The following is a 21,789-nucleotide window of genomic DNA, read 5'->3' as shown; positions in this document are numbered from 1 at the left end:
CACCCGGACGGGGCGATATTACCGCGGAATTCCGCCATCCTGCGCTGCACAGAACAGCGCCAGCCACACGGTGCGCGGCGCTGTGTAGGCCACGCGATGGCGGCAGCCAGCCGGGATCAGCAACGAATCGCCCGGCGTCAGTTCCAAGCGCGTGCCGTCGCCATATTCCAGCGCCGCGGCGCCGGCCAGCAGCAGCACCCATTCATCCTCAGCCTGCACGTACCAGAAGCCCGGCGGGCTGACCTGGCCGTCCGACACGATGCGCTCCAAACGCACGCCGGGCCGACTCAGCAGGGTCTGAAAGTGTTCATTCACGGCCGCCTCAGGAAGGGGGTGCTGGAGATTCAAGATGGGAGCTGGTTTCATGGCAGAGTGGCTGTAGAGTAAGACTGGGAGCGGCTTTCAAGCATGATCAATCACAGCCGCCGATATCCTGGCAGCCAGCGGAGACCTCGACCGAGACCTCTTCCAGCGCACACTTGCCTGCCTTGCTGTCACAGCGCAGCGCAAAAACCGTGTCGAACTTGCGCACCCAATCGCCGACATCACAGTGGTGTTCCTTGCCATCATCGAAGCCTTCCTCACGATGGGTCGTGAAGCGCAGGGTTTCCGGGCCTTCCTGGTCCGGCTCGCCCGTACTCACGATTCCGTCAGCCAGGTGCGTACGGAAGATCGGACGCGCGGCACGCAGGTCATAAACTTCCAGCTCGCCGCTTGGCACCAGCCCTAAACAATCATTACGTGCCGGCAGCGACAGGCGCAAGGCCGGATTGCCGAAAGCATGAACTGGCCCGGGCAGATCAGCCAGCGGCTGCAGGGTCGCCTTGTCCAGAATGATGCTGCGGTAGCTATCCACCCCGCCATCGATGCCGTAACGCGCGGTATGCGCCTGCTCCACCCGCATGATCTGCAGCACGAAATACGGACCTGTCGTGTCCAGCGTCAGTGTCTCGTGCTCCTCGGCAGCATCGGCGTAATCGGCCCCGTCGATCAGCACCGGCGGATGCAGCGCATCCTGGCGCACCTGAAAAGCAGCGACCAATTCCAGCAGACGCGCTTCGGCAACCGGCTGAGGCAGACCTGCGAGGGCGGCGATGAAGCTGTCAGCATCCGCGAGCGCCTCGGGCGGCAACTCAGCCTGCGCCGCGACTGCCTGCGACTGATCGAGAACGCCTCGCCAATACCAGCCCGCCGCACCCGAAAGCCCGATCAGGCACAAGGCGATAGCCATCAGAAGCGCGCGTTTCGAGCGACTCACCAGCGCATCCCCGCCATCGCGCACATTGCCGAGCCGTAGAACATCAGCGCGCCAAAACCCAGCGCGAAGGGCAGACTGGCCAGACTGCCGAACAACCAGTTGCGACGAAAACCGGCCTGCTGCCGCTCCACCCGGCGCAAAGCTGGCAGTGGCAGAAGAGCCACGCTCAGAGGAACCAGCAGCACGCCCCACATCAGCCAGTCCGGCGCCCGGCAATGCGCCAGCAGCGCCGCCAACCCGATCAGCGTGAACACACCCACCAGCTGAAGCAGGACGAAGCGCAGGCGCGGCCATGGGCACTTCACGCTCAGCCACAGCGCGTACAGCGGCCAGGTGATCGCCCCGGACATAAGCGCCAGATTGTTCTGCGCCAAGGGCGTGACTCTGACCAGGTCATACACCAGGGGTGGGATGATCAGCACCGCGAGAAAGATCACCAGATGCTTCAGCACCCGGACGGCAAGCCGAAAGCCTCGCCGGGCGTGGCTTTCCGGCATGGCAGGCTGGAGATCCTTGCTGGGTGAGGGGTTCATTGATGGATGGAGGGAGAGTGTTTGTGGATGCGGCTATGCGAGACGTTTACTCAGAGACACTGCCTTGAAACTCTGCTTGTAACCCACCGCCTCATAAAAGCCGCGTGCGGGAGCGGTTTCACCCGTATGCAGATACACGCTGCTGAAGCCCTGCTCTTGCAAGCGGCGTTCAAACTCACTCATCAATACCTTGCCCAAACCACTGCGCTGCCGATCACCCGCCACGCAGAATTCCTGAATATGGAAGATCCATGACTTGACCCAGCGCTCGCCCCAACCCAACACCAGCGCAGCTGGTTCGCCGTCGATCAGCAACCCCAGTCCGTCGAAAGTGGGAAAACGAGCGAATGACTGGAGGCGCTCCAGCGCCACACCTTCCGTCCAGCCATCATTCCACGGCGGGGCGTTAAAAACGGAGACATACAGCGGTACGAAGCGCGCGATGTTGTCTGCAGTGAGTGGAATGAACTCGGAACTCATTTCAGCCTTTCATGCCGACGTTTGCCCCGGCCCAAACGATTAATCTCAAGCCAATCGCCCTGCATCAGCGCTTCCTTCTTCTTGCGACTCCAACCTTTGATCTGCAATTCAGCAGATAGCGCCTCTTCGCGAGTGACGCACTCCTGTGACCAGCACAACTCGACCGGCAAACGCTTGGAGGTATAGCCACCACATACACCTGTGTGATGCTGACCGATGCGCAGCTCCAGATTGTCGGTGTGGCCGGTGTAGTAGCTATCGTCGCCACATTTCAGGATGTAAACCCAGAACACCAAACCTCCCATGCAACGCACAAGATTTTTGCAGAACGCCCACCCCCAACACCGTTCGTGCTGAGCGTAAGAAGCGCAGCGGATGGAGTCGAAGCACAGTTTCAGGGGGCACGCTAACCTTCGACTTCGCTTTGCTACGCTCAGGGCGAACGGGCTTTATCGAGCGATCACAAGCACTCAGGCACTCAGCTTCGCAATCAAGCCATCCAGCTGATCCAGACTGGCAAACTCGATCGTCAGCGCACCCGCGCCCTTCTTGTTGGCCTTGATCGCCACCACCGCACCGAGCTTGTCCGCCAGTTCGTCCTGCAAGCGGGTCACGTCGCGGTCGGCGGCGGGTTTAGCCTTGAGGCTGGCTTCCTTGGGCTTGAGCTGGCTGCTGACGAGCTTTTCGGTGTCGCGCACCGACAGACGTTTGGCGACAACCTGGTTGGCGGCGAGGATCTGATCGGCGGGCTGCAGCGCGAGCAGGCTGCGGGCGTGGCCCATTTCGATGTCACCGGCCATCAGCAGTTCCTGCACCGCGGCGGGCAGATGCAGCAAGCGCAGCAGGTTGGACGTAGCCGGGCGCGAGCGGCCGACAGCGTCCGCCGCCTGCTGGTGAGTCATGCCGAATTCGTCGATCAGGCGCTGGATGCCGGTGGCTTCTTCGAGCGGGTTGAGGTCTTCGCGCTGGATGTTTTCGATCAGCGACATGGCCAGCGCGGCTTCATCCGGAATCTCGCGGATGATGACCGGCACTTCGGTCAGTTCGGCGATCTGCGCAGCACGCCAGCGGCGCTCACCAGCGATGATTTCGTGACGACCACCGGCGATGGGGCGCACGGTGATCGGCTGCATCATGCCCTGAGCGCGGATCGAGGCGGCCAGCTCTTCCAGAGAGCCGGCATCCATGCGCGTGCGCGGCTGGTACTTGCCGGGCTGCAGGTCTTCGACGCGCAAGGTGGTGAGGTTGCCTGTGTCGGAGGGCAGCGCGTCGCCGCCCAACAGGGCTTCGAGACCGCGACCGAGGCCTTTCATCTTGGGTTTCATGGGATCAGTCCGGTTAAATTGTCTTGATCCGCTCGATCATCTCGGCGGCGAATTGCAGATAGGCTTGCGAGCCTTTGGCGGCTTTGTCGAAGACCACGCCGGGCAGACCATGGCTGGGCGCTTCGGCCAGACGCACGTTGCGCGGGATGATGGCCTTGAAGACCTTGTCACCGAAGTGCGCCTCAAGTTGGGCCGAAACCTGCAGCGACAGGGTGCTGCGCGGGTCGAACATGACGCGCAGCAGGCCGATGATCTTCAGATCGCGGTTGAGCTTGGCATGCACCTGCTTGATGGTATTCACGAGGTCGGAAAGGCCTTCCAGCGCGTAGTACTCGCACTGCATCGGGATGATCACGCCGTGGGCACCACAGAGGCCATTCAGGGTCAGCATGGAAAGGCTGGGCGGGCAGTCGATGAGGATGAAGTCGTACTCGCCATCCACGGGCGCCAGCGCGTCCTTGAGGCGCTTCTCGCGATTGTCGATCTGCACGAGATCGATCTCGGCACCGGCCAGTTCGCGGTTGGCCGCGAGCACGTCGTAGCCACCCGCTTCGGAGCGCGCACGCGCCTCGGCGACGCTGATCTGGCCAATCAATACCTGATACACCGTCGCTGGCACCGCGCGCTTGTCGACGCCGGAACCCATGGTGGCATTGCCCTGCGGGTCGAGATCGACCAGCAGCACACGCTGGCCGTGCGCGGCGAGCGCGGCGGACAGATTGACGGTGGTGGTGGTCTTGCCAACGCCACCCTTCTGGTTTGCAACGGCAAAGATGCGGGCCATGGGTCAGTTCCGGGAAATGAACAAAAGGTGTCGTTCTGCGGCCACGCCGGGCACTTCAAGGCGGCGCGATTCACGCAGCGTGATGCCAGCGGGCAAGGCGTCAATTTCGTCTTGAGGATACACGCCCTTCATGGCAATCCATTGACCGCCGGGGGCCAGCAGATGCTCGGTAAGCGTGACGAAATCGTAGAGACTGGCGAAGGCGCGCGAACTGACCGCGGGATACAGCACGGCCGGTTTGAGATTCTCGACGCGGGTGTTGTGTACGCTCAGATTAGTGAGGCCCAGCTCAGCCTTGGCCTGGGTCAGGAAGCTGGTTTTCTTGCCCACGGTTTCGACCAGCGCGACTTCGCAATCCGGCCGGCAGATAGCCAGCGGGATGCCGGGCAGGCCGCCACCGCTGCCGATATCGGCGACGCGCGTGACCTGCGCCAGATGCGGCAGGATCGCCAGCGAATCGAGCAGATGCAGATCGATCATCGAGGCCTCATCGCGAATCGCGGTGAGGTTATAGACCTTGTTCCACTTCATCAGCAGCGCGCCATAGGCGAGCAGGCGCTGCTGGGTAATATCGTCAAGATCTAGGCCCAGCGCGGCGATGCCGGCAGCCAGACGTTGCGCGGCGCTCATAGAATCGCCCCTTTGGCAGCCCGCGCCATCAGTTCGCGTTTCTTCAGATACACGGTCAGCAAGGTGATCGTGGCCGGCGTGATGCCCTGAATCCGCGAGGCTTGACCGAGGGTTTGCGGGGTTTGCTGGGTAAGCTTTTGCTGCGCCTCTTTGGACAGGCCACTGACCTGTGCGTAGTCCAGATCGGCGGGCAAGACGGTATTTTCCTGTTTCGAGGCACGCTGAACCTCATCGAGCTGACGCTCGATGTAGCCCTGATACTTGGCGGAGATCTCGATCTGCTCCAGCACCTGAGGATCGGTTTCGGGGTCTGGCGGCGCGGTCGACAGACTCATCAGCGCCGCATAGCTCATACCGGGACGACGCAAGAGATCGAAGAAACGGTATTCGCGTTCCAGTTCCTGACCGAAGATGGCCTGCGCCTCGCCGGCAGCCAGCTTGTGCGGCACCGCCCAGCTTGAATGCAGACGGGCGCTTTCGCGCTCGATCGCCTCGCGCTTGTTGCAAAAGGCCGCCCAGCGCTGATCGTCGATCAGGCCCAAAGCCCTGCCCTGCTCGGTCAGGCGTAGATCCGCATTGTCTTCACGCAAGCTCAGGCGGTACTCGGCACGCGAGGTAAACATCCGATACGGTTCGGCAACGCCCTGCGTGATCAGGTCATCAACCAGCACGCCTAAATAAGCCTCGTCACGGCGCGGACACCAGGCTTCCTTGCCTTGCACCTGCAAGGCCGCGTTAACACCCGCCAGCAGGCCCTGAGCGGCCGCCTCTTCGTAGCCCGTGGTGCCATTGATCTGGCCGGCAAAGAACAAGCCGCCGATGCTCTTGGTTTCAAAACTGTTCTTGAGGTTACGCGGGTCGAAATAATCGTATTCGATGGCGTAGCCGGGGCGCAGGATGTGCGCCTTTTCCAGGCCTTCAATGCTTTGCACCACGGCCAGCTGCACATCGAAGGGCAAGGACGTGGAGATTCCGTTCGGATAGATCTCGTGCGTCGTCAGGCCTTCCGGCTCAAGGAAAATGTTGTGACCATCCTTGTCGGCGAAGCGGTGCACCTTGTCCTCGATGGACGGGCAATAACGCGGCCCAACGCCTTCGATCACGCCTGCGTACATGGGCGAGCGATCCAGATTGGCCAGAATGATTTCGTGCGTACGCGGATTGGTGCGTGTCACCCAGCACGGCAGCTGACGCGGATGCTGAGCCGCATTGCCCATAAAGGAGAACACCGGGCGGGGGGTATCGCTGTGCTGCTCCTGCATGACTGAGAAATTGATGGTCTTGCCATCCAGGCGCGGCGGCGTCCCGGTTTTCAAGCGGCCGACCGGCAAGGCCAGTTCACGCAAACGGTGCGACAAGGAAATCGCGGGCGGATCGCCGGCCCGCCCACCCGAATAACTCTGCATGCCAACGTGAATTAACCCGTTGAGGAAAGTACCGGCGGTCAGCACCACCGTGGGCGCCTCGAAACGCAGACCAATCTGCGTCACGACACCGGTAACCCGATCACCCACGACGGTGATGTCATCCACAGCCTGCTGAAACAGCGTCAGATTCGGCTGATTTTCCAGACGTCGCCGGATCGCAGCTTTGTACAGAACACGGTCTGCCTGAGCGCGCGTGGCACGAACCGCCGGGCCTTTTGACGCATTCAGGGTACGGAACTGGATGCCGGCCTCGTCCGTCGCAGACGCCATGGCGCCACCCAAGGCATCTACTTCCCTGACCAGATGGCCCTTGCCAATTCCACCAATCGACGGATTGCAGCTCATCTGGCCCAGCGTCTCGATGTTGTGACTTAGCAATAAAGTCTTGCAGCCTGCGCGCGCAGCCGCCAATGCGGCCTCAGTACCGGCATGGCCACCACCAACAACAATCACATCGAAGCGTTCAGGATGCAGCATCAGGAATAAACATGGATAAATGGGCTCGCAATGATACGCCGGGCACGGCATGCGGCCTAGTGGATAGGTCTGTGGAAAAGCTGTGAATCAAACTGTATAAGTGGTCGTACAGGCCAGATGTTCCACGTGGAACATCCACTAGAGAGAAAACAAATCCCAACTCAGTTTCAGGATCAGCACAGATACCACGAACAACAGAAGTTGGCGCACGAACGCATTGCCGTGACGAACCGCCAGCCGCGCCCCGACTTGTGCGCCCATCACATTGGCACATGCCATCGCCAAACCAACCTTCCACAAAACGCCATCGTGGAGAAGAAAGAATCCCAAAGCGGCAAAATTTGTCGCCAGATTGACCAGCTTGGCACTAGCTGAGGCGCGCAGCATATCCATACCAAAAATCCGGACAAAAGCAAAAATCAGAAAGCTACCGGTGCCCGGCCCGAAAAATCCATCATAGAAACCCAAACCAAAACCAATCGCGCAGGCAATCAAGCGCGGCCAACGAATATCACCTTTAGAAACAGAGTCGGTACCAAAATTCGGTTTGAACCAGGTATACGCCGCAACACTCAGTAGCAGAACCAAAACCATCGGTTTGAGCACTTGGGTGGATAAGAACGAAACCGCTGCGGCACCCATCGCTGCGCCAAGCAGTGCTGCTGCGCTGGCATGCAGGACAATCCGGAGCGGGATAGAGACAGTTCGCGAATACTGCACAACGGCACTGGCCGTACCAGCAATGCTCGACAATTTATTGGTGCCAAACAGGACGGGAATTGAAACCGACGGAAAGACTGCCAGCAACAAAGGCAGTTGGATCAGGCCGCCGCCGCCGACAACCGCATCAATCAATCCGGCGAGAAAGGCTCCGCCAATGAGGAGTAGCCATTCCACAATCAGTTAATGTTCCACGTGAAACATTTCATTGCGGCGAGCCTGAGCCTTTCTCGGTCCACAAGGCCTTGGCCAGCGCCTTCCAGATTTCACTACCATGAACATGCTCGCCCAGCTCGGCTCCCTCTTCCATGGTGCGCAGCATCAGGGCCGTGAGCCCAAAGAGCTTCTGCTTCGCACGGCCCTCAATATCTTCTGGTTCAAGATGCTGCGTTGAATCACTACCTTGATACGCCAGAGCTTCGCGCGCGATGGCACGCATCTGGGATTCATCCGTCCAGTCCACACCCAAGGCAACCAGCATGCGTGCGACTTCGGTAGAAATCAGCAATGCCTCACCTCGTTGATTCTCAAGCTCAGACATACAGATCTCCTACTTGCCAATACAAAAGCGGGAAAAAATCACGCCCAGCAAATCATCCGCACCGAACTCGCCGGTAATCAGATTCACAGCCTCCTGCGCAAGACGTAATTCTTCGGCTAGAAGATCCAGTTGCGCGGCAAATTGCAGAGCCAAGGCCATGTGTTCGTCAGCCTCACGCAAAGCGACGAGATGCCGTTCGCGTGCCAGAAACACGTCTTCATCGTGAGATTCCCAACCCGCGATTCCCAATAAAGCCGTGCGCAGAAGATCGACTCCGATGCCTGTTTGCGCGGACAGCCACACACCAAAACCACCTGTAAGTTCTTCCCGCCTAGGCAGTTCACCCTGTAAATCTATTTTATTGAAGACCCAGATCACGGGTACGCCAACGGGCAAACGCGCATCAATTTCGTGATCCGCCGCAGTGATGCCTGTCGCTGCATCGACCATGCGCACGACAACATCTGCTTTTTCGATCTCACCCCAGGTGCGCGCAATACCCAGTCGCTCCACCAGATCATCGGTTTCGCGCAGACCTGCCGTGTCGATAATGTGCAATGGAATGCCTTCGATCTGGATGGCTTCCTTGAGCACATCCCGGGTGGTGCCCGCCACCTCGGTCACGATGGCCCGATCTTCACCTGAGAGCTGATTCAGCAAACTGGATTTACCCACATTCGGCTGTCCCGCCAACACCACCTGCAATCCACGCCGCAGCAGACTCCCCTGCTTGGCGCGTCGCAAAATCTGTTGCAGATCCGTGCGCAAAGCCTCCAGCCGAGGAATCGCACGTGCTGCCTGCAAGAAGTCGATTTCTTCCTCGGGGAAATCCAGTGTGGCTTCAACCAGCATACGCAGATCCACCAGCCGATCACGCCAGGCGTGAATCTGTTCTGAAAACCGGCCGGACAAGGAGCGCAAAGCTGAACGCGCTGCGGCACTGGTAGAGGCGTCAATCAGATCGGCAACACCTTCGGCCTGAGCCAGATCGAGCCGATCGTTGAGAAAAGCCCGCCGCGTAAATTCGCCAGGCTCCGCCAGCCGCGCCCCCAATTCCAGGCAACGCGCCAGCAACATCTGCATAACAACGGGTCCGCCATGGCCTTGCAACTCGATGACGTCTTCGCCGGTGTAGGAATGCGGAGCAGGAAAATACAGGAGCAGACCCTGATCAATGGGTAGCTGCTGTTCATCGAGAAAATCTGCCAGAGAGGCGAGGCGAGGCTTGGGAGGACGTCCGGTGATAAGTTCAGCAAAGCTCGCGAGATTCTGGCCGGACACCCGAATCACACCAATCCCGCCGCGACCGGGAGCGGTCGCGACGGCGGCAATTACATCACTTTGCAGGCTTGGCTTCACCACTCTCGATCATCCGGGTGATTTTCCATTGCTGCGCAATCGATAACACATTATTCAGAACCCAGTACAGCACCAGACCCGACGGGAACCACAGGAACATGAAGGTAAACATGATCGGCATCACCATCATTACCTTGGCCTGGATCGGATCAGCCGGCGCGGGATTCAGCTTGGTCTGAATCAGCATGGTGATACCCATGATGATCGGCAAAACGAAGTAAGGATCCTTGGCAGACAAGTCTACGATCCAGCCCAGCCACGGCGCCTGACGCATTTCGACCACGCTCTGCAACACATAATAGAGCGCCATGAAGACCGGCATCTGCACCAGAATCGGCAGGCAACCCCCCATGGGATTGACCTTCTCGGTCTTGTACATCTCCATCATGGCCTGGTTGAGCTTCATCTTGTCGTCTTTATAACGCTCCTGAAGCTGCTTCATGCGCGGCATCAGCACCTTCATCTTGGCCATCGACTTATAGCTGGCAGCCGACAAAGGGAAGAAGGCCAGTTTGATCAGAAGCGTGACAAGCAGGATCGACCAGCCCCAGTTACCCACCACGCCATGAATCGTGGACAGGAACCAGAACAAGGGCACCGCAATGATCGTAACCCAACCGTAATCCACCACCAGATTGAAGCCTGGTGCCAATGCTTCAAGCTTCTTCTGTTCCTGTGGGCCGACATACAAGCGGGTTTCGCTGACTGCTTTTTGACCAGCTGCGACGCTCAGCGGCAGGATAACGCCTGCCCCATAAACACCTTCCGCAATTTTCTGGGTAAAGAAGTTGCGCTCTTCACCGGACTTGGGCAAATAGGCGCTCACGAAATAGTGCTGCACCATCGCGACCCAACCATCCTTGGCTTTGTCTACATGCTTGGCTTCGTTTTTCTCGATCTTCTTGAAGTCGATTTTCTCAAACTTACCCTGTTCGGTATAAATCGCAGGGCCCGTAAAGGCGTTCGTCCCACCAAACATCCCACCATCACTACCTTCGGTAGGCTTGTTGTCACGAACAAACTTGAAATAAGACGTCGTGTTCAAAGCACTTGAACCCGCGTTATTCACCTCGAAGCTCACATCAATTACGTACGAATCGCGGTGAAAAGTCAGCACTTTACTAACCGAGACTCCATTCACAGCAGGTGCATTCATGCGCAAGACAAAAACATCCTTGCCTTCCGGAATGACGTATTCACCCGCCTTGAGATCAAAAACCGTGTCCTGATCAGGCAACCCGCCCGTCAAACCACTTTTTGCTACATAGAAGTGTTCACCCTCTTCCTGTAGCACCACGAAATTCTTGGCGGGCTCTTCGCTTTCCTTGCTTGACGAAAAGATAGAACGCAACAAACTCAACCAACTACGATGATCGGCACTCTTCTTATGTTGAGTGAGTTCAACCCGGATGATGTCGCCACCTTGCGCTGAAACTGTCGCAATCATGGTGTCAGTCTTGATGACCGCCTTTGCAGCCGCCGCATAAATCGATGCAGATTTGGCTGCAGTCACATCCCCGGCAGCTACGCTCGCAACGGGCGCAGAACCGGAAGTCATCGGCACTGGAGCCTCACGACCCGATTGAGCTTCCGAAGATTGTGTCGCAACAGCTACTTGTTTAGGGGCGTTATAAACCGTCCACTTTTCCCAAAGCATGATTACCGCAAAGGCAAACACGACCATTAGAAGAAGACGCTTGAAATCCATCTGCATGATGAGAGCTCGAAAAAAGAAGGGGGTGAACTTCAGGGAACCGGATCGTGACCACCGTCGCACCAAGGGTGGCAACGCAGTACACGCCAACTGGCTAGTCTAAAGCCTTTCAACAAGCCATGCTTGTGAAGGGCTTCGATTGCATAGGCCGAACAACTTGGAAAAAAACGACAGCGACTGCCAAGCCATGGACTGATGGCATAACGGTAAGCGTGCAAAAGCCAGACCAACAAGGTTTTCATCGTGGCAAACGGCGCAATACGTGCTGCATGTCACTGCGCAAATCAGCGCGACTGGCCGGTTTGGGAGAGGAGTGAAGACGCAAGATCAGATCATGGCAGGGCAGTGTTGCTCGTTGGTGACGAAACAACTCCCGGGCCATACGTTTGATGAAATTGCGTTGCACGGCTTGGCGTGCCAACTTTTTGGCGATCACGACCCCAAGACGAGCCGTTGAATCGCCAGAAGGGCGATAGTGCAGGACAAAGAAACGTCCCTTTACCGCCTTCCTGAAAGCAAAAACGGATGAGTATTCATCCGTTTTGCGCAAGCGATACGCAGGTCGAAATGACCGCGAGGTGTCAGGCGAATCTACTTTGTCCGGCGCGGAAAGCACCGCAAAAGAACCCGCTACAACCGCGTTCAGACGGCCAAGCGATGGCGGCCTTTGGCACGGCGCGCGTTAATCACCCTGCGACCACCTTTGGTAGCCATGCGAACCAGAAAGCCGTGGGTACGCTTGCGACGAACTACGGAAGGTTGATACGTGCGTTTCATGATCTTATCCTAGAGCAACTGATGCGAAGAACTCGCGATTAGATCCGATTTAAACTTTCTTGTCAATAAAAACCGAGGCTTAAAGCTTCTCCAGCCTGTGGATAAATAGCTGCTGAAAAGGTAGAATCCAGCCAACAGACTGACTCCTTCCAAGCTCGACACGAGACGGATAGGTCAAAAACCCCAGACACCACCGATCCGTAAGCTCTATACAACAGAGCTCACGGCGATAGCTTGTTAACCCGGCATAGGCTTTCGCCTTTGCAGCAACAACGATTAAGCACAACGTGAGTTACGCCTTCTGGACTGCATGCTTGGCCCGACTGGAAAGTGAACTGCCATCACAGCAGTTCAACACCTGGATACGTGCGCTCGAAGTTAGCGAAGCCGTCAGTGGTGAAGGTATAAAAATCCTGGCGCCTAACCGCTTTGTCCTGCAATGGGTGCGCGAACGCTATCAACGTCGCCTCGAAGAGCTTGCGGAAGAATTCTTCGGCATGGTTACCCCACTGAGTCTGGAATTGGGCACGCCATCCAAGAAGCCGGCTACCGGCCTTGCAACACGCAATGCCACCCCCACTCAAGCGCAGGCAGTAGCACCAGTACAAGCGGTAAGTCAGCCTGAATCCGTTACGACCAATAACAACAAGTCCAGTTACGAAAAAACCCGGCTTAACCCGGCGCTGACTTTTGACACGCTTGTTACAGGCCGCGCCAATGATCTCGCTCGGGCAGCAGCCATCTCGGTTGCCAACAATCCAGGCTCATCCTATAACCCGCTCTTTGTATACGGCGGCGTTGGCCTCGGCAAAACCCACCTGATTCACGCGATTGGTAATGAAGTCCTGCGCCACAACCCAAAAATGGTTGTGCGCTACATCCATGTTGAAGACTACTTCGCTGATGTACTGCGTGCTTACCAACAGAAAAGTTTCGACCAGTTCCAGCGCTACTACCGCTCGCTGGATCTTCTACTGATCGACGACATCCAGTTTCTGGGCGTCGGGAACAAGGAACGAACGCGTGACGAGTTCTTTCACGCCTTCAATGCCCTTACCGAAGCCAAAAAGCAGATCGTGATCACCTGTGATACTTATCCAAAGGATATTCAGGGTCTCGAGGATCGACTGATCTCCCGCTTTGACTGGGGGCTTACCGTACAGATCGAACCACCTGAGCTTGAGATGCGCATGGCCATCCTCAAGAAGAAAGCAGAGTTCGACAATGTGCCCTTGCCTGACGACGTTACCTTTCTGATTGCCAAGAACTTGCGCTCCAACGTACGCGAGCTCGAAGGTGCGCTCAAGAAGGTAGTCGCCTATGCACGCTTCCATGGCCGCGAAGTCACCCTGGAAGTAGCCCGTGATGCCTTGCGTGACCTGCTGGCTGCCCATAACCGCCAGATCACCTTTGAACTGATCCAGAAGACCGTCGCCGACTTCTACAAAATCAAGCTTGCCGAACTGCTGTCAAAGAAGCGCACCCGCAACATCGCCCGCCCACGTCAGGCAGCCATGTACCTGGCCAAGGAACTGACACCCTCGTCCTTGCCTGCTATCGGTGATGCTTTCGGTGGACGCGACCACACAACGGTGCTGCACGCTTGCCGAACGATCGCTGAATTGCGTCTGTCAGACCAGCAACTCAACCACGATCTGCACGTATTGACCCAGACATTGCGAGGCTGAAAACCTGAAAAAAGGCTGTGGATAAACCCGGTATCAAGGCTTGAGCAAATGTGAACAAGTCAGCTCAAGCCTCTGGAGTCCAAAACTACCCACAATTGCTCACAAACTTATCAGGGTGCTTTCCAACAGCTTCATCAACATGGATAAGTAACTGTTTTGTAACAAAAAAAACAACTTATCCACAGAAAAGTGCTTCCTATATTAATAGTATTAGTTATATATAAAAATACTTGTTAACAACAAAGACTCAAACCCGAAATCAGGACAAACCACAAAAATCAACCTGAAGAAGAAACAGGTCATTTGATCAAACGCAGCAAGAAACTTTGGAAAAAACAAAGACACTCAAGATCTTGTACCTGAAGACAGGAATGGCTCCTTTCTCCAAAAAATGTAGATAGACTGCCGAAATCTGGCACTTTGAATTACGAACAGATGTTCCGGGACATCTGCTCAAAACTTGCTCCATACGCTTTTGACTACCAAAGCAATATGAAGATAAGTAAATGAATTTTATATAAAATTTTAAAATATCAATCGTAGGGGGTTCGTCTAAATGCTTCTGTTAACAACAACACGCGATGCTTTGTTGGCACCTCTGCAGTCGGTTTCCGGCATTGTCGAGAAGCGCCACACACTACCGATCCTGTCCAATGTCCTGATCGAGAAGCATGGCGACGCATTGACACTGATCGCGACGGATATCGAAATCCAGATCACGACACATCAGATCGCCCAAGGTGGTGGAGAAGCGTCCATCACGATCGGTGCGCGCAAGCTGCAGGACATCCTGCGCGCCTTACCAGACGGTGAAGTCAGCCTGGTGCTGGACGACAAACGCGTCACCCTCAAGTCCGGCAAGAGCCGCTATGCGCTGCAGACATTGCCAGCAACAGACTATCCCCGCATGCAACTGAACAGCGGCGAGAGCCTGACGGTTCGTTTGCCGCAAAAGGATTTCCGTCGGCAATTGGCTCAGGTTGCCTATGCCATGGCCGCTCAGGACATCCGCTACTACCTTAACGGTCTACTGATGCAGGTGATGGGTAACGAACTGCGCATGGTGGCCACTGACGGCCATCGGCTGGCCTTGTCGTCGAATACGCTGGAAGAAGAGTTCGCCAAAACTGAAGTCATCCTGCCCCGCAAGACCGTGCTCGAATTGACGCGTCAGCTGGGTGATACCGAAGATCCGGTCGAAATCGTCATTACCGGCAATCAAGCTTGTTTCCGCTTTGGCCCGATTGAACTGATCACCAAACTGATTGACGGCAAATTCCCGGATTACGATCGGGTGATTCCTCAAGGTAACCCGAAGCTGATCACGCTTCACCGGGCCAGCTTCCTGTCAGCCCTGCAACGCGCTGCGATTCTGACCAATGAGAAATTCCGGGGTCTGCGTGTTGTGCTGGAACCGGGCAGCCTGAAGATCATCAGCTCCAATTCCGAACAGGAAGAAGCGCTGGAAGAACTGGAAATCAACTATGCCGGTGAAAACCTTGAACTGGGCTTCAACGTCACTTACCTGCTGGATGTTCTCAACAACGTCAGCACCGATACGATAGAGATCCACCTGAACGAACCCATGTCCTCGGCGTTGTTTACCTTGCCGGGCAATGAACAGTTCAAAGCCGTTGTAATGCCGATGCGGATCTAAGGCCTGTCTGGCCTTGGTCAGGGGCAGTAAAAACGCCATAAACAAATGTGATCCTGCCCGCATCAGCCAACCCGTATAACGCTTGATTCAATAAAGTCGACCTCCATGTCCGATCAGCAAAACCCGCAAGAGCCCACCTACGACGAAGACAGTATCCAGCAGCTGGAAGGTCTGGAGGCCGTACGTAAACGTCCCGGTATGTACATCGGCGACACTTCGGATGGCACAGGTCTGCATCACATGGTGTTCGAAGTCGTGGATAACGCGATTGACGAAGCCTTGGCCGGACATTGCGACGACATCGTCGTCACGATTCATACCGATAACGCCATTTCCGTAACCGACAACGGTCGTGGCATTCCGGTTGGCGTCAAACTCGACGACAAACACGAACCCAAGCGTTCAGCGGCCGAAATCGTCATGTGTGTGCTCCACGCTGGCGGCAAGTTCAATCAGAACAGCTACAAGGTCTCTGGTGGCCTCCACGGGGTAGGCGTGAGCTGTGTGAACGCCCTCTCCAAGGTTTTGCGTCTCACCGTACGTCGTGATGGCAAAAAACACTTCATCGAGTTCTGTCGCGGCAAGGCGGTTGATCGTCTGGTCGAAGTTCACAACGGCATCGAAATTTCGCCGCTAAAAGTTCTTGGAACGACAGAAAAGCGCGGTACGGAAGTGTATTTTCTGGCTGACGAAGAAATTTTCGGTACCGTCGAATGGCACTATGAAATAATCGCCAAACGCTTGCGCGAGTTGTCTTTTCTTAATAATGGCGTGCGTATCCGCCTGATCGATCAGCGCAACAACAAGGAAGAAGATTTCGCTTTCGCAGGTGGCGTGAAGGGTTTTGTTGATTACATCAATCGTGCCAAAACCACGCTTCACCCGAACGTTTTTTACGCCAGTGGTACTACCAAGGTCACTACGGGCCAAGTTCATGATGTTGAACTCACCGTTGAAGTCGCCATGCAATGGAACGACTCCTATCAGGAACAGGTGCTGTGTTTTACCAACAACATCCCGCAAGCGGATGGTGGCACTCACTTGACTGGTTTGCGTGCGGCCATGACGCGCGTGATCAACAAGTACATCGATGAAAACGAAATTGCCAAGAAAGCCAAGGTCGACATCAGTGGCGATGACATGCGCGAAGGTCTTGCCTGCGTCCTGTCCGTCAAGATGCCCGACCCGAAGTTTGCTTCGCAAACCAAGATGAAGCTGGTCTCGGGCGAAGCGCGACCGGCTGTTGAAGAAGTCGTCGCCGCCAAGCTTGCCGAGTTTCTGATGGAGCGTCCGATTGACGCCAAAACCATCTGCGGCAAGATCGTCGAAGCCTCACGCGCCCGTGAAGCCGCCCGTAAGGCACGTGAAATGACGCGTCGCAAAGGTCTGCTTGATGGCGTTGGCCTGCCCGGCAAGCTCGCCGATTGTCAGGAAAAAGATCCCGCCTTGTGCGAAATCTACATCGTCGAGGGTGACTCCGCCGGTGGTTCTGCCAAGCAGGGCCGTGATCGTAAATTCCAGGCCATCCTGCCGCTGCGCGGCAAGGTGCTTAACGTTGAACGCGCCCGTTTCGACAAACTCATCAGCTCCGAGCAAATCGTCACCCTGATCACTGCACTCGGTACCGGCATCGGCAAGGACGACTACAAGCCCGAGAAACTGCGCTACCACCGCATCATCATCATGACCGATGCGGACGTCGACGGCGCCCACATCCGCACCCTGCTCCTTACCTTCTTCTACCGCCAGATGCCCGAGCTGGTCGAAGGCGGCCACATCTACATCGCCCAGCCGCCGCTGTACAAGATCAAACACGGCCGCAACGAGATGTACATCAAGGACGACACCGAGCTTTCCGCTCACATTCTCAAGCTCTCGCTTGACGGAGCCGCGCTGATCCCGCGTGAAGGTGCCAGTCCGATTGAAGGCAGCGCGCTTGAAGAAATGGCACGTGGCTACCTGCTCGCCGAAACCGTCATCAATCGCCTCACCAGCTGGATTGACCCGGATGTTTTGCAAGCCGCCATGGCGCACGACATCGAATTCAAACTCGATGACGAAGCCAGTACTCAGGCGTCCGCCGCACGCTTGCAAGTCGTCGTGCCTGCTGCCATCGAAGTCAAAGCCTATTTCGACAGCATCACCGAGGCCTGGCAACTGGTTCTGGAGCGCAAACACCACGGCAACATCAAGCGCACCGTGATCGACCCAGAATTCCTGATCTCAGGCGATTACAGCGTGATCCGCCGTGCCAGCCAGCTCATCAGCGGTCTCATCGGTGAAGGCGCCAGCATGGGCCGTAACGACAAAACGACGCCGATCAAGAGTTTCTCCGAAGGCATCACCTGGATGCTCAACGAAGTCGAACGCAGCCTCTCCAAGCAGCGCTATAAAGGTCTGGGCGAAATGAATCCCGAGCAGCTGTGGGAAACCACCATGGACCCGGCCATCCGCCGCCTGCTCAAAGTGCAGATTGATGACGCCATTACGGCGGATGAAATCTTCACGACCTTGATGGGTGATCAGGTTGAACCACGTCGGGAATTCATCGAGCGCAATGCGCTGAATGCTCGCAACATTGACGTTTAAAGTTGTCGGATGTGTGCGCGTGTCCCGAAATGATGAGAAAAAATCCCGATTCGTGAGACTGGAAATTCCGAAATAGTGAGACGCACGTGGAAAATGAAAAGGCCCTGAGAAGGGCCTTTTCATTTTCTGCAGAAAATCCTGATCAATCACCCAATCGAGTCAATCTCCTTACGGTAGTGTTACTACCGCTTTTCGGCCTTAACGGTCATTCGACAAGCAGGCGAGTTCCGTCTGCAATGCGCTACTTTTCGGACGCCCAGATTCGATCATCACAGAACCCCGCGTTACGATCCGCCTATTCACACACCAGACGAGACCCTTGAATCTGAGCCAAGCCTATCAAAGGCCGGTCATTTTCAAGATGGCTTCCGGCAGGCGTTCGCCCTGAATCTCGATGCCGGCGAGCTGAGCCTGGATGCGTGCGAGATCGTCTGCATCCAGTTTCACGTTCATTGCCCTCAGATTTTCTTCAAGCCGGTGCAGCTTGGTGGTGCCCGGGATCGGAACAATCCATGGCTTCTGCGCGAGTAGCCAGGCCAGGGCAATCTGGGCGGGCGTGGCGCCCTTGCTGGCAGCGATGGTCTTCAGCAGTTCCACCAGCGCCAGATTCTGCGCACGAGCTTCGGGCGTGAAGCGCGGCACGATGTTGCGGAAGTCACCCGCCTCGAACAGGGTGCTGGCGTCAATTTTGCCGGTCAGGAAGCCGGCGCCAAGCGGGGTGAAAGGTACGAAGCCGATACCCAGTTCTTCGAGCGTCGCCAGCAGATCCAGCTCCGGGCCACGCCAGAACATCGAGTATTCGCTCTGCACAGCAGCCACTGGCAGCACTGCGTGAGCGCGACGGATCGTTTGCACGCCCGCTTCCGACAGGCCGAAATGGCGCACCTTGCCTTCGGTGACCAGATCCTTGACGGTGCCGGCCACATCCTCGATTGGCACATTCGGATCGACGCGGTGCTGATACAGCAGGTCGATGTAGTCGGTACGCAGGCGCTTGAGGCTGGCTTCTACCGCAGCCTTGATGTGCGCCGGCCGGCTGTTGGTGCCCGGACCGCGTTGGCCCGTGAGCGGATCAATGTCGAAGCCGAATTTGGTGGCGATGACGACCTGTTCGCGGATCGGTGCCAGCGCCTCGCCGAGCAACTCTTCGTTGGCGAAGGGGCCGTAGGCCTCGGCGCTGTCGAAGAGGGTCACGCCGCGTTCATGCGCGGCGCGCAGCAGACGGATCATGTCTTGCCGGTCTGCCTGAGGGCCGTAGACGGCACCAGTCATGCTCATGCAGCCCAAACCGATGGCGGAAACTTCAAGACCGCTATTACCGAGTGCGCGTTTCTGCATACTCTGCTCCTTGCTGAAAATTCGAAGTACCGGCTCAGCTGGCGTATTGCTCGGCGCTGACCTGTTCCATCCAGTCGGAATTCTTTCCATCCAGCGATTCCTGGATCGCGATGTGCGACATCGCGGTATCCGGCGCAGCGCCATGCCAGTGCTTCACGCCCACCGGAATGGTGACGACATCACCGGGACGGATTTCCTGTACCGGCCCACCCCAGTGCTGAACGCGGCCACAACCGGAGGTCACCACCAGGGTCTGCCCGAGCGGATGAACATGCCAGGCGGTACGGGCTCCGGGCAGGAAAGTCACCAGCCCGCCCGATACGGCAGCCGGTGCCGGAGCGGTAAAGAGCATTTCGACATTGACCGTACCGGTAAACCACTCGGCAGGACCGGCAAAGATCTTGTGACTGCCAGCGCGGGCAACGCTCACGGCACCGGAAGTTTCTGTATTCGCATTCATGGAAAATCCTTTCAGCACAGGGGTGCGGAGTCAGGTTTGTGAGGACATCGTGCTGCTGAGCACGGCAGGCCGACGCCTGAACAGGTAACGCGCCGACACCAGCAGGGCTGCGAACACCAACAGCGCAGCGGCCAGCAGGGTAATACCCGTATGGTGTGCCATGCCGAAAGCATCAAACACCGGCGCATGGCCACCTGCATACACCACCACCAGCACGGCCAGCCCAAGCGAGGCGCCCAGCTGGTGGGCCACATTGACAAGGCCGGAGGCGGCACCCGCGCTGCGGCCTTCCACCCCTGACACACCCGCCACAGTGAGCGGCGCCAGCACCCAGCCCTGACCGAAGCCGAGCAGGATCATGGGTAGCACCACGCCACCGGGATACGACATCTGCGCCGCCGTCAGGCCCAGCCACAGCAGGCCAACCACACACAGGCTCAGCCCCGCAAGCAGCACACGACGCTGGCCGAAGCGCTGGGTAATACGCGGCACGCTGACGGAAGAGATGAACTGCGGCAAGGTCACCGGGACAAAAGCAAGCCCCGCCTGCATGGGAGAAAAACCCAGCGAGCCCTGCAGGTACTGCGCGGTGAAGAACCAGAAGCCCACCATGCCGGCGAGAAACAGCAGGCGCGCCACATAGGCGCCGTTGCGCTGCGCATCGCCGAGCAGGTCCAGCGGCAGCAGGGGTTGACTGGCGTGTTGCTCGATCCACAGGAAGGCGCCGAGCATCAGAATGCCGGCAAGGATGGCGCCCTGCGTCAGCGACGAGGCCCAGCCGGCCTCCGCCGCCTCGACGATGCCGAACACCAGCGCGAACATGCCCAGCGTGGCTGTCAGCGCTCCAGCTAGGTCGAACCGCCCGGTATGACGTGGCGTTTCACCGATGTAACGCAGGCTGCCGACAATCAGCACGACACCTATCGGCAGATTGATGAAGAAGCCGGCGCGCCAGGAAATGAGGTCTGCCAGCAGGCCTCCGAGCACCAGCCCCAGGGTCGCGCCGATGCCAGCTGCCGCGGCGTACCAGGCGAGTGCGCGGTTACGCGCCTGGCCTTCCTCGAAATATGTTGCGATCAGGGTCAGTGTGGAAGGCGCCAGCACTGCTGCACCAAAACCCTGCACAGCACGGAAAGTGATCATCCAAGTGGGAGTCGTCGCGGCCCCGATCGCCAGCGAAGCAAACGTGAATATCGAAAGCCCCACGATGAACATGCGGCGCCGGCCGAGGACGTCGCCAGCGCGCGCACCGAGCAGCAGGAAACCGCCGAAAGCCAGCGTGTAGGCATTCTGGATCCACGACAGACTGGCCGGCGTGAAGGCCAGCTCGGCGCGGATCTTCGGCAGGCCCGTGAGCACGATGGAGATGTCGACGACCAGCATCAGATAGCTCGCCATGATGATGGCGAGGATGATGCCGCGATGAGGATGGGGGTTTGTATTGTTCATTGTGTACTCACGCCGAGGCTGCTGCGCCGATGCAACGCCGGATCGAGCGCGAGCTTCACGATCAGATCCGAGAGACTGTTGAGCGATACCTCATGCCCGCGGAAGGCTTCGCTCTTCTGGGTGAGCTGGTAGGTCACGGCCTTGTCGCGCGTGAACCAGCCCGGGCGAAGGATCGTGTACTCGAGATCCGAGGCCTCGATCAGTGCAGCGGAATCACGATAAGGATCGAGCACGCTGCGGTACCTCTCGCCCGGCACTTCGCCGTAGATGCCCATCGAGCTGATGAACACCAGACGCTTGAGGCCGACGGCGTGCATCGCGTCGATGATCGTGCGCGCTTGCTGCGCCATGTCTCCGGCAAGATTGGCATACACCACATCCTGCCCCTGCATGGCTGCCTCGAGCGCGTTGCGATTGAGCACATCGCCTTCGATGATGCGCACGCGTGCCGGGTCAGGGTTGGTGATGCGTTTCGCACGGCGCAAGTAGAGGGTCAGCGTCACTTCCTGCTGTTCGAGCAGGAAGGGAATCGTGTTGCGCGCAAGCTGGCCGTTTGCGCCGAGGATCAGGATACGGGTCATGG

Annotated in this window: 23 protein-coding genes; 3 read left to right on the top strand and 20 right to left on the bottom strand. The window is 57.5% G+C overall.

All coding sequences use genetic code 11. The features are described from left to right. Window positions 1–18: 18 nt before the first annotated feature. The 16 genes from ABXR19_RS11500 to rpmH all read right to left on the bottom strand — a co-directional run bounded on the left by ABXR19_RS11500 (window position 19) and on the right by rpmH (window position 12,025). Complete coding sequence (locus ABXR19_RS11500; protein ID WP_354601275.1) at window positions 19–315, bottom strand: cupin domain-containing protein; 297 nt, start codon at window positions 313–315, stop codon at window positions 19–21. Window positions 316–412: 97 nt separating this feature from the next. Beyond that, window positions 413–1,258: a hypothetical protein gene (locus ABXR19_RS11495; protein ID WP_354601274.1), complete on the bottom strand. Its 846-nt coding sequence runs from the start codon at window positions 1,256–1,258 to the stop codon at window positions 413–415. Continuing rightward, on the bottom strand, window positions 1,255–1,755 hold the full coding sequence (locus tag ABXR19_RS11490; RefSeq protein WP_354601273.1) for a hypothetical protein: 501 nt from the start codon (window positions 1,753–1,755) through the stop codon (window positions 1,255–1,257). Before ABXR19_RS11490 ends, ABXR19_RS11495 begins: the two co-directional genes overlap by 4 nt. A gap of 69 nt (window positions 1,756–1,824) precedes the next feature. Beyond that, window positions 1,825–2,271, bottom strand: coding sequence for a GNAT family N-acetyltransferase (locus ABXR19_RS11485; RefSeq protein ID WP_354601272.1), 447 nt, complete (start codon window positions 2,269–2,271; stop codon window positions 1,825–1,827). Beyond that, the gene (locus tag ABXR19_RS11480) at window positions 2,268–2,564 is read right to left on the bottom strand and encodes a GIY-YIG nuclease family protein (RefSeq protein ID WP_354601271.1); all 297 of its coding nucleotides are present in this window, start codon (window positions 2,562–2,564) and stop codon (window positions 2,268–2,270) included. Before ABXR19_RS11480 ends, ABXR19_RS11485 begins: the two co-directional genes overlap by 4 nt. 177 nt (window positions 2,565–2,741) lie before the next feature. Next, window positions 2,742–3,596, bottom strand: coding sequence for a ParB/RepB/Spo0J family partition protein (locus tag ABXR19_RS11475; RefSeq protein WP_354601270.1), 855 nt, complete (start codon window positions 3,594–3,596; stop codon window positions 2,742–2,744). A 13-nt stretch (window positions 3,597–3,609) separates the two neighbouring features. Further along, complete coding sequence (locus ABXR19_RS11470; protein WP_354601269.1) at window positions 3,610–4,380, bottom strand: ParA family protein; 771 nt, start codon at window positions 4,378–4,380, stop codon at window positions 3,610–3,612. 3 nt (window positions 4,381–4,383) lie between these two features. Continuing rightward, on the bottom strand, window positions 4,384–5,010 hold the full coding sequence (gene rsmG, locus ABXR19_RS11465) for a 16S rRNA (guanine(527)-N(7))-methyltransferase RsmG (protein WP_354601268.1): 627 nt from the start codon (window positions 5,008–5,010) through the stop codon (window positions 4,384–4,386). Next, the gene (gene mnmG / locus ABXR19_RS11460; protein WP_354601267.1) at window positions 5,007–6,914 is read right to left on the bottom strand and encodes a tRNA uridine-5-carboxymethylaminomethyl(34) synthesis enzyme MnmG; all 1,908 of its coding nucleotides are present in this window, start codon (window positions 6,912–6,914) and stop codon (window positions 5,007–5,009) included. The genes rsmG and mnmG overlap by 4 nt, the downstream gene beginning before the upstream one ends. A 138-nt stretch (window positions 6,915–7,052) precedes the next feature. Beyond that, a complete protein-coding gene (locus ABXR19_RS11455) occupies window positions 7,053–7,811 on the bottom strand; it encodes a sulfite exporter TauE/SafE family protein (RefSeq protein WP_354601266.1) in 759 nt (252 codons plus the stop codon). Between the two features lie 28 nt (window positions 7,812–7,839). After that, window positions 7,840–8,175 (bottom strand): hypothetical protein, encoded by a 336-nt coding sequence (locus ABXR19_RS11450; RefSeq protein ID WP_354601265.1) that lies wholly within the window; start codon window positions 8,173–8,175, stop codon window positions 7,840–7,842. Between the two features lie 9 nt (window positions 8,176–8,184). Then, a complete protein-coding gene (mnmE, locus tag ABXR19_RS11445; protein WP_354601264.1) occupies window positions 8,185–9,537 on the bottom strand; it encodes a tRNA uridine-5-carboxymethylaminomethyl(34) synthesis GTPase MnmE in 1,353 nt (450 codons plus the stop codon). Beyond that, complete coding sequence (gene yidC, locus ABXR19_RS11440) at window positions 9,512–11,248, bottom strand: membrane protein insertase YidC (RefSeq protein WP_435594322.1); 1,737 nt, start codon at window positions 11,246–11,248, stop codon at window positions 9,512–9,514. The genes mnmE and yidC overlap by 26 nt, the downstream gene beginning before the upstream one ends. A gap of 32 nt (window positions 11,249–11,280) precedes the next feature. Beyond that, window positions 11,281–11,490, bottom strand: coding sequence for a membrane protein insertion efficiency factor YidD (gene yidD, locus ABXR19_RS11435; protein WP_354601263.1), 210 nt, complete (start codon window positions 11,488–11,490; stop codon window positions 11,281–11,283). Further along, window positions 11,487–11,864, bottom strand: coding sequence for a ribonuclease P protein component (rnpA, locus tag ABXR19_RS11430; RefSeq protein ID WP_354601262.1), 378 nt, complete (start codon window positions 11,862–11,864; stop codon window positions 11,487–11,489). The genes yidD and rnpA overlap by 4 nt, the downstream gene beginning before the upstream one ends. A gap of 26 nt (window positions 11,865–11,890) precedes the next feature. Further along, a complete protein-coding gene (gene rpmH, locus ABXR19_RS11425; RefSeq protein ID WP_354601261.1) occupies window positions 11,891–12,025 on the bottom strand; it encodes a 50S ribosomal protein L34 in 135 nt (44 codons plus the stop codon). A gap of 287 nt (window positions 12,026–12,312) precedes the next feature. Between rpmH and dnaA the strand changes: the two genes are divergently transcribed. From dnaA to gyrB, 3 genes are all read left to right on the top strand, one after another. Continuing rightward, window positions 12,313–13,713: a chromosomal replication initiator protein DnaA gene (dnaA, locus tag ABXR19_RS11420; protein WP_354601260.1), complete on the top strand. Its 1,401-nt coding sequence runs from the start codon at window positions 12,313–12,315 to the stop codon at window positions 13,711–13,713. A 556-nt stretch (window positions 13,714–14,269) separates the two neighbouring features. After that, window positions 14,270–15,370, top strand: a complete 1,101-nt coding sequence (gene dnaN / locus ABXR19_RS11415) for a DNA polymerase III subunit beta (RefSeq protein ID WP_354601259.1) — start codon at window positions 14,270–14,272, stop codon at window positions 15,368–15,370. A gap of 105 nt (window positions 15,371–15,475) precedes the next feature. Beyond that, window positions 15,476–17,959: a DNA topoisomerase (ATP-hydrolyzing) subunit B gene (gyrB, locus tag ABXR19_RS11410; RefSeq protein ID WP_354601258.1), complete on the top strand. Its 2,484-nt coding sequence runs from the start codon at window positions 15,476–15,478 to the stop codon at window positions 17,957–17,959. Window positions 17,960–18,298: 339 nt separating this feature from the next. Here gyrB and ABXR19_RS11405 read toward each other — a convergent pair whose 3' ends face one another. The 4 genes from ABXR19_RS11405 to ABXR19_RS11390 are packed head-to-tail and all read right to left on the bottom strand — an operon-like array spanning window position 18,299 to window position 21,787. Beyond that, window positions 18,299–19,297 carry an aldo/keto reductase gene (locus tag ABXR19_RS11405; RefSeq protein WP_354601257.1) on the bottom strand — a complete coding sequence of 333 codons (999 nt, stop codon included), beginning with the start codon at window positions 19,295–19,297 and terminating at the stop codon, window positions 18,299–18,301. 34 nt (window positions 19,298–19,331) lie between these two features. Continuing rightward, window positions 19,332–19,757: a (R)-mandelonitrile lyase gene (locus tag ABXR19_RS11400; RefSeq protein ID WP_354601256.1), complete on the bottom strand. Its 426-nt coding sequence runs from the start codon at window positions 19,755–19,757 to the stop codon at window positions 19,332–19,334. Window positions 19,758–19,787: 30 nt separating this feature from the next. Next, window positions 19,788–21,206: an MFS transporter gene (locus ABXR19_RS11395; RefSeq protein WP_354601255.1), complete on the bottom strand. Its 1,419-nt coding sequence runs from the start codon at window positions 21,204–21,206 to the stop codon at window positions 19,788–19,790. Next, window positions 21,203–21,787, bottom strand: coding sequence for an NAD(P)H-binding protein (locus tag ABXR19_RS11390; protein ID WP_354601254.1), 585 nt, complete (start codon window positions 21,785–21,787; stop codon window positions 21,203–21,205). The genes ABXR19_RS11395 and ABXR19_RS11390 overlap by 4 nt, the downstream gene beginning before the upstream one ends. Between the last annotated feature and the right edge of the window lie 2 nt (window positions 21,788–21,789).

The organism is Uliginosibacterium flavum (assembly GCF_040566545.1).
Lineage (GTDB): Bacteria > Pseudomonadota > Gammaproteobacteria > Burkholderiales > Rhodocyclaceae > Uliginosibacterium > Uliginosibacterium flavum.
The sequence above is the reverse complement of the archived record's forward strand: the minus strand, read 5'-3'. Positions and strand labels throughout refer to the sequence as shown.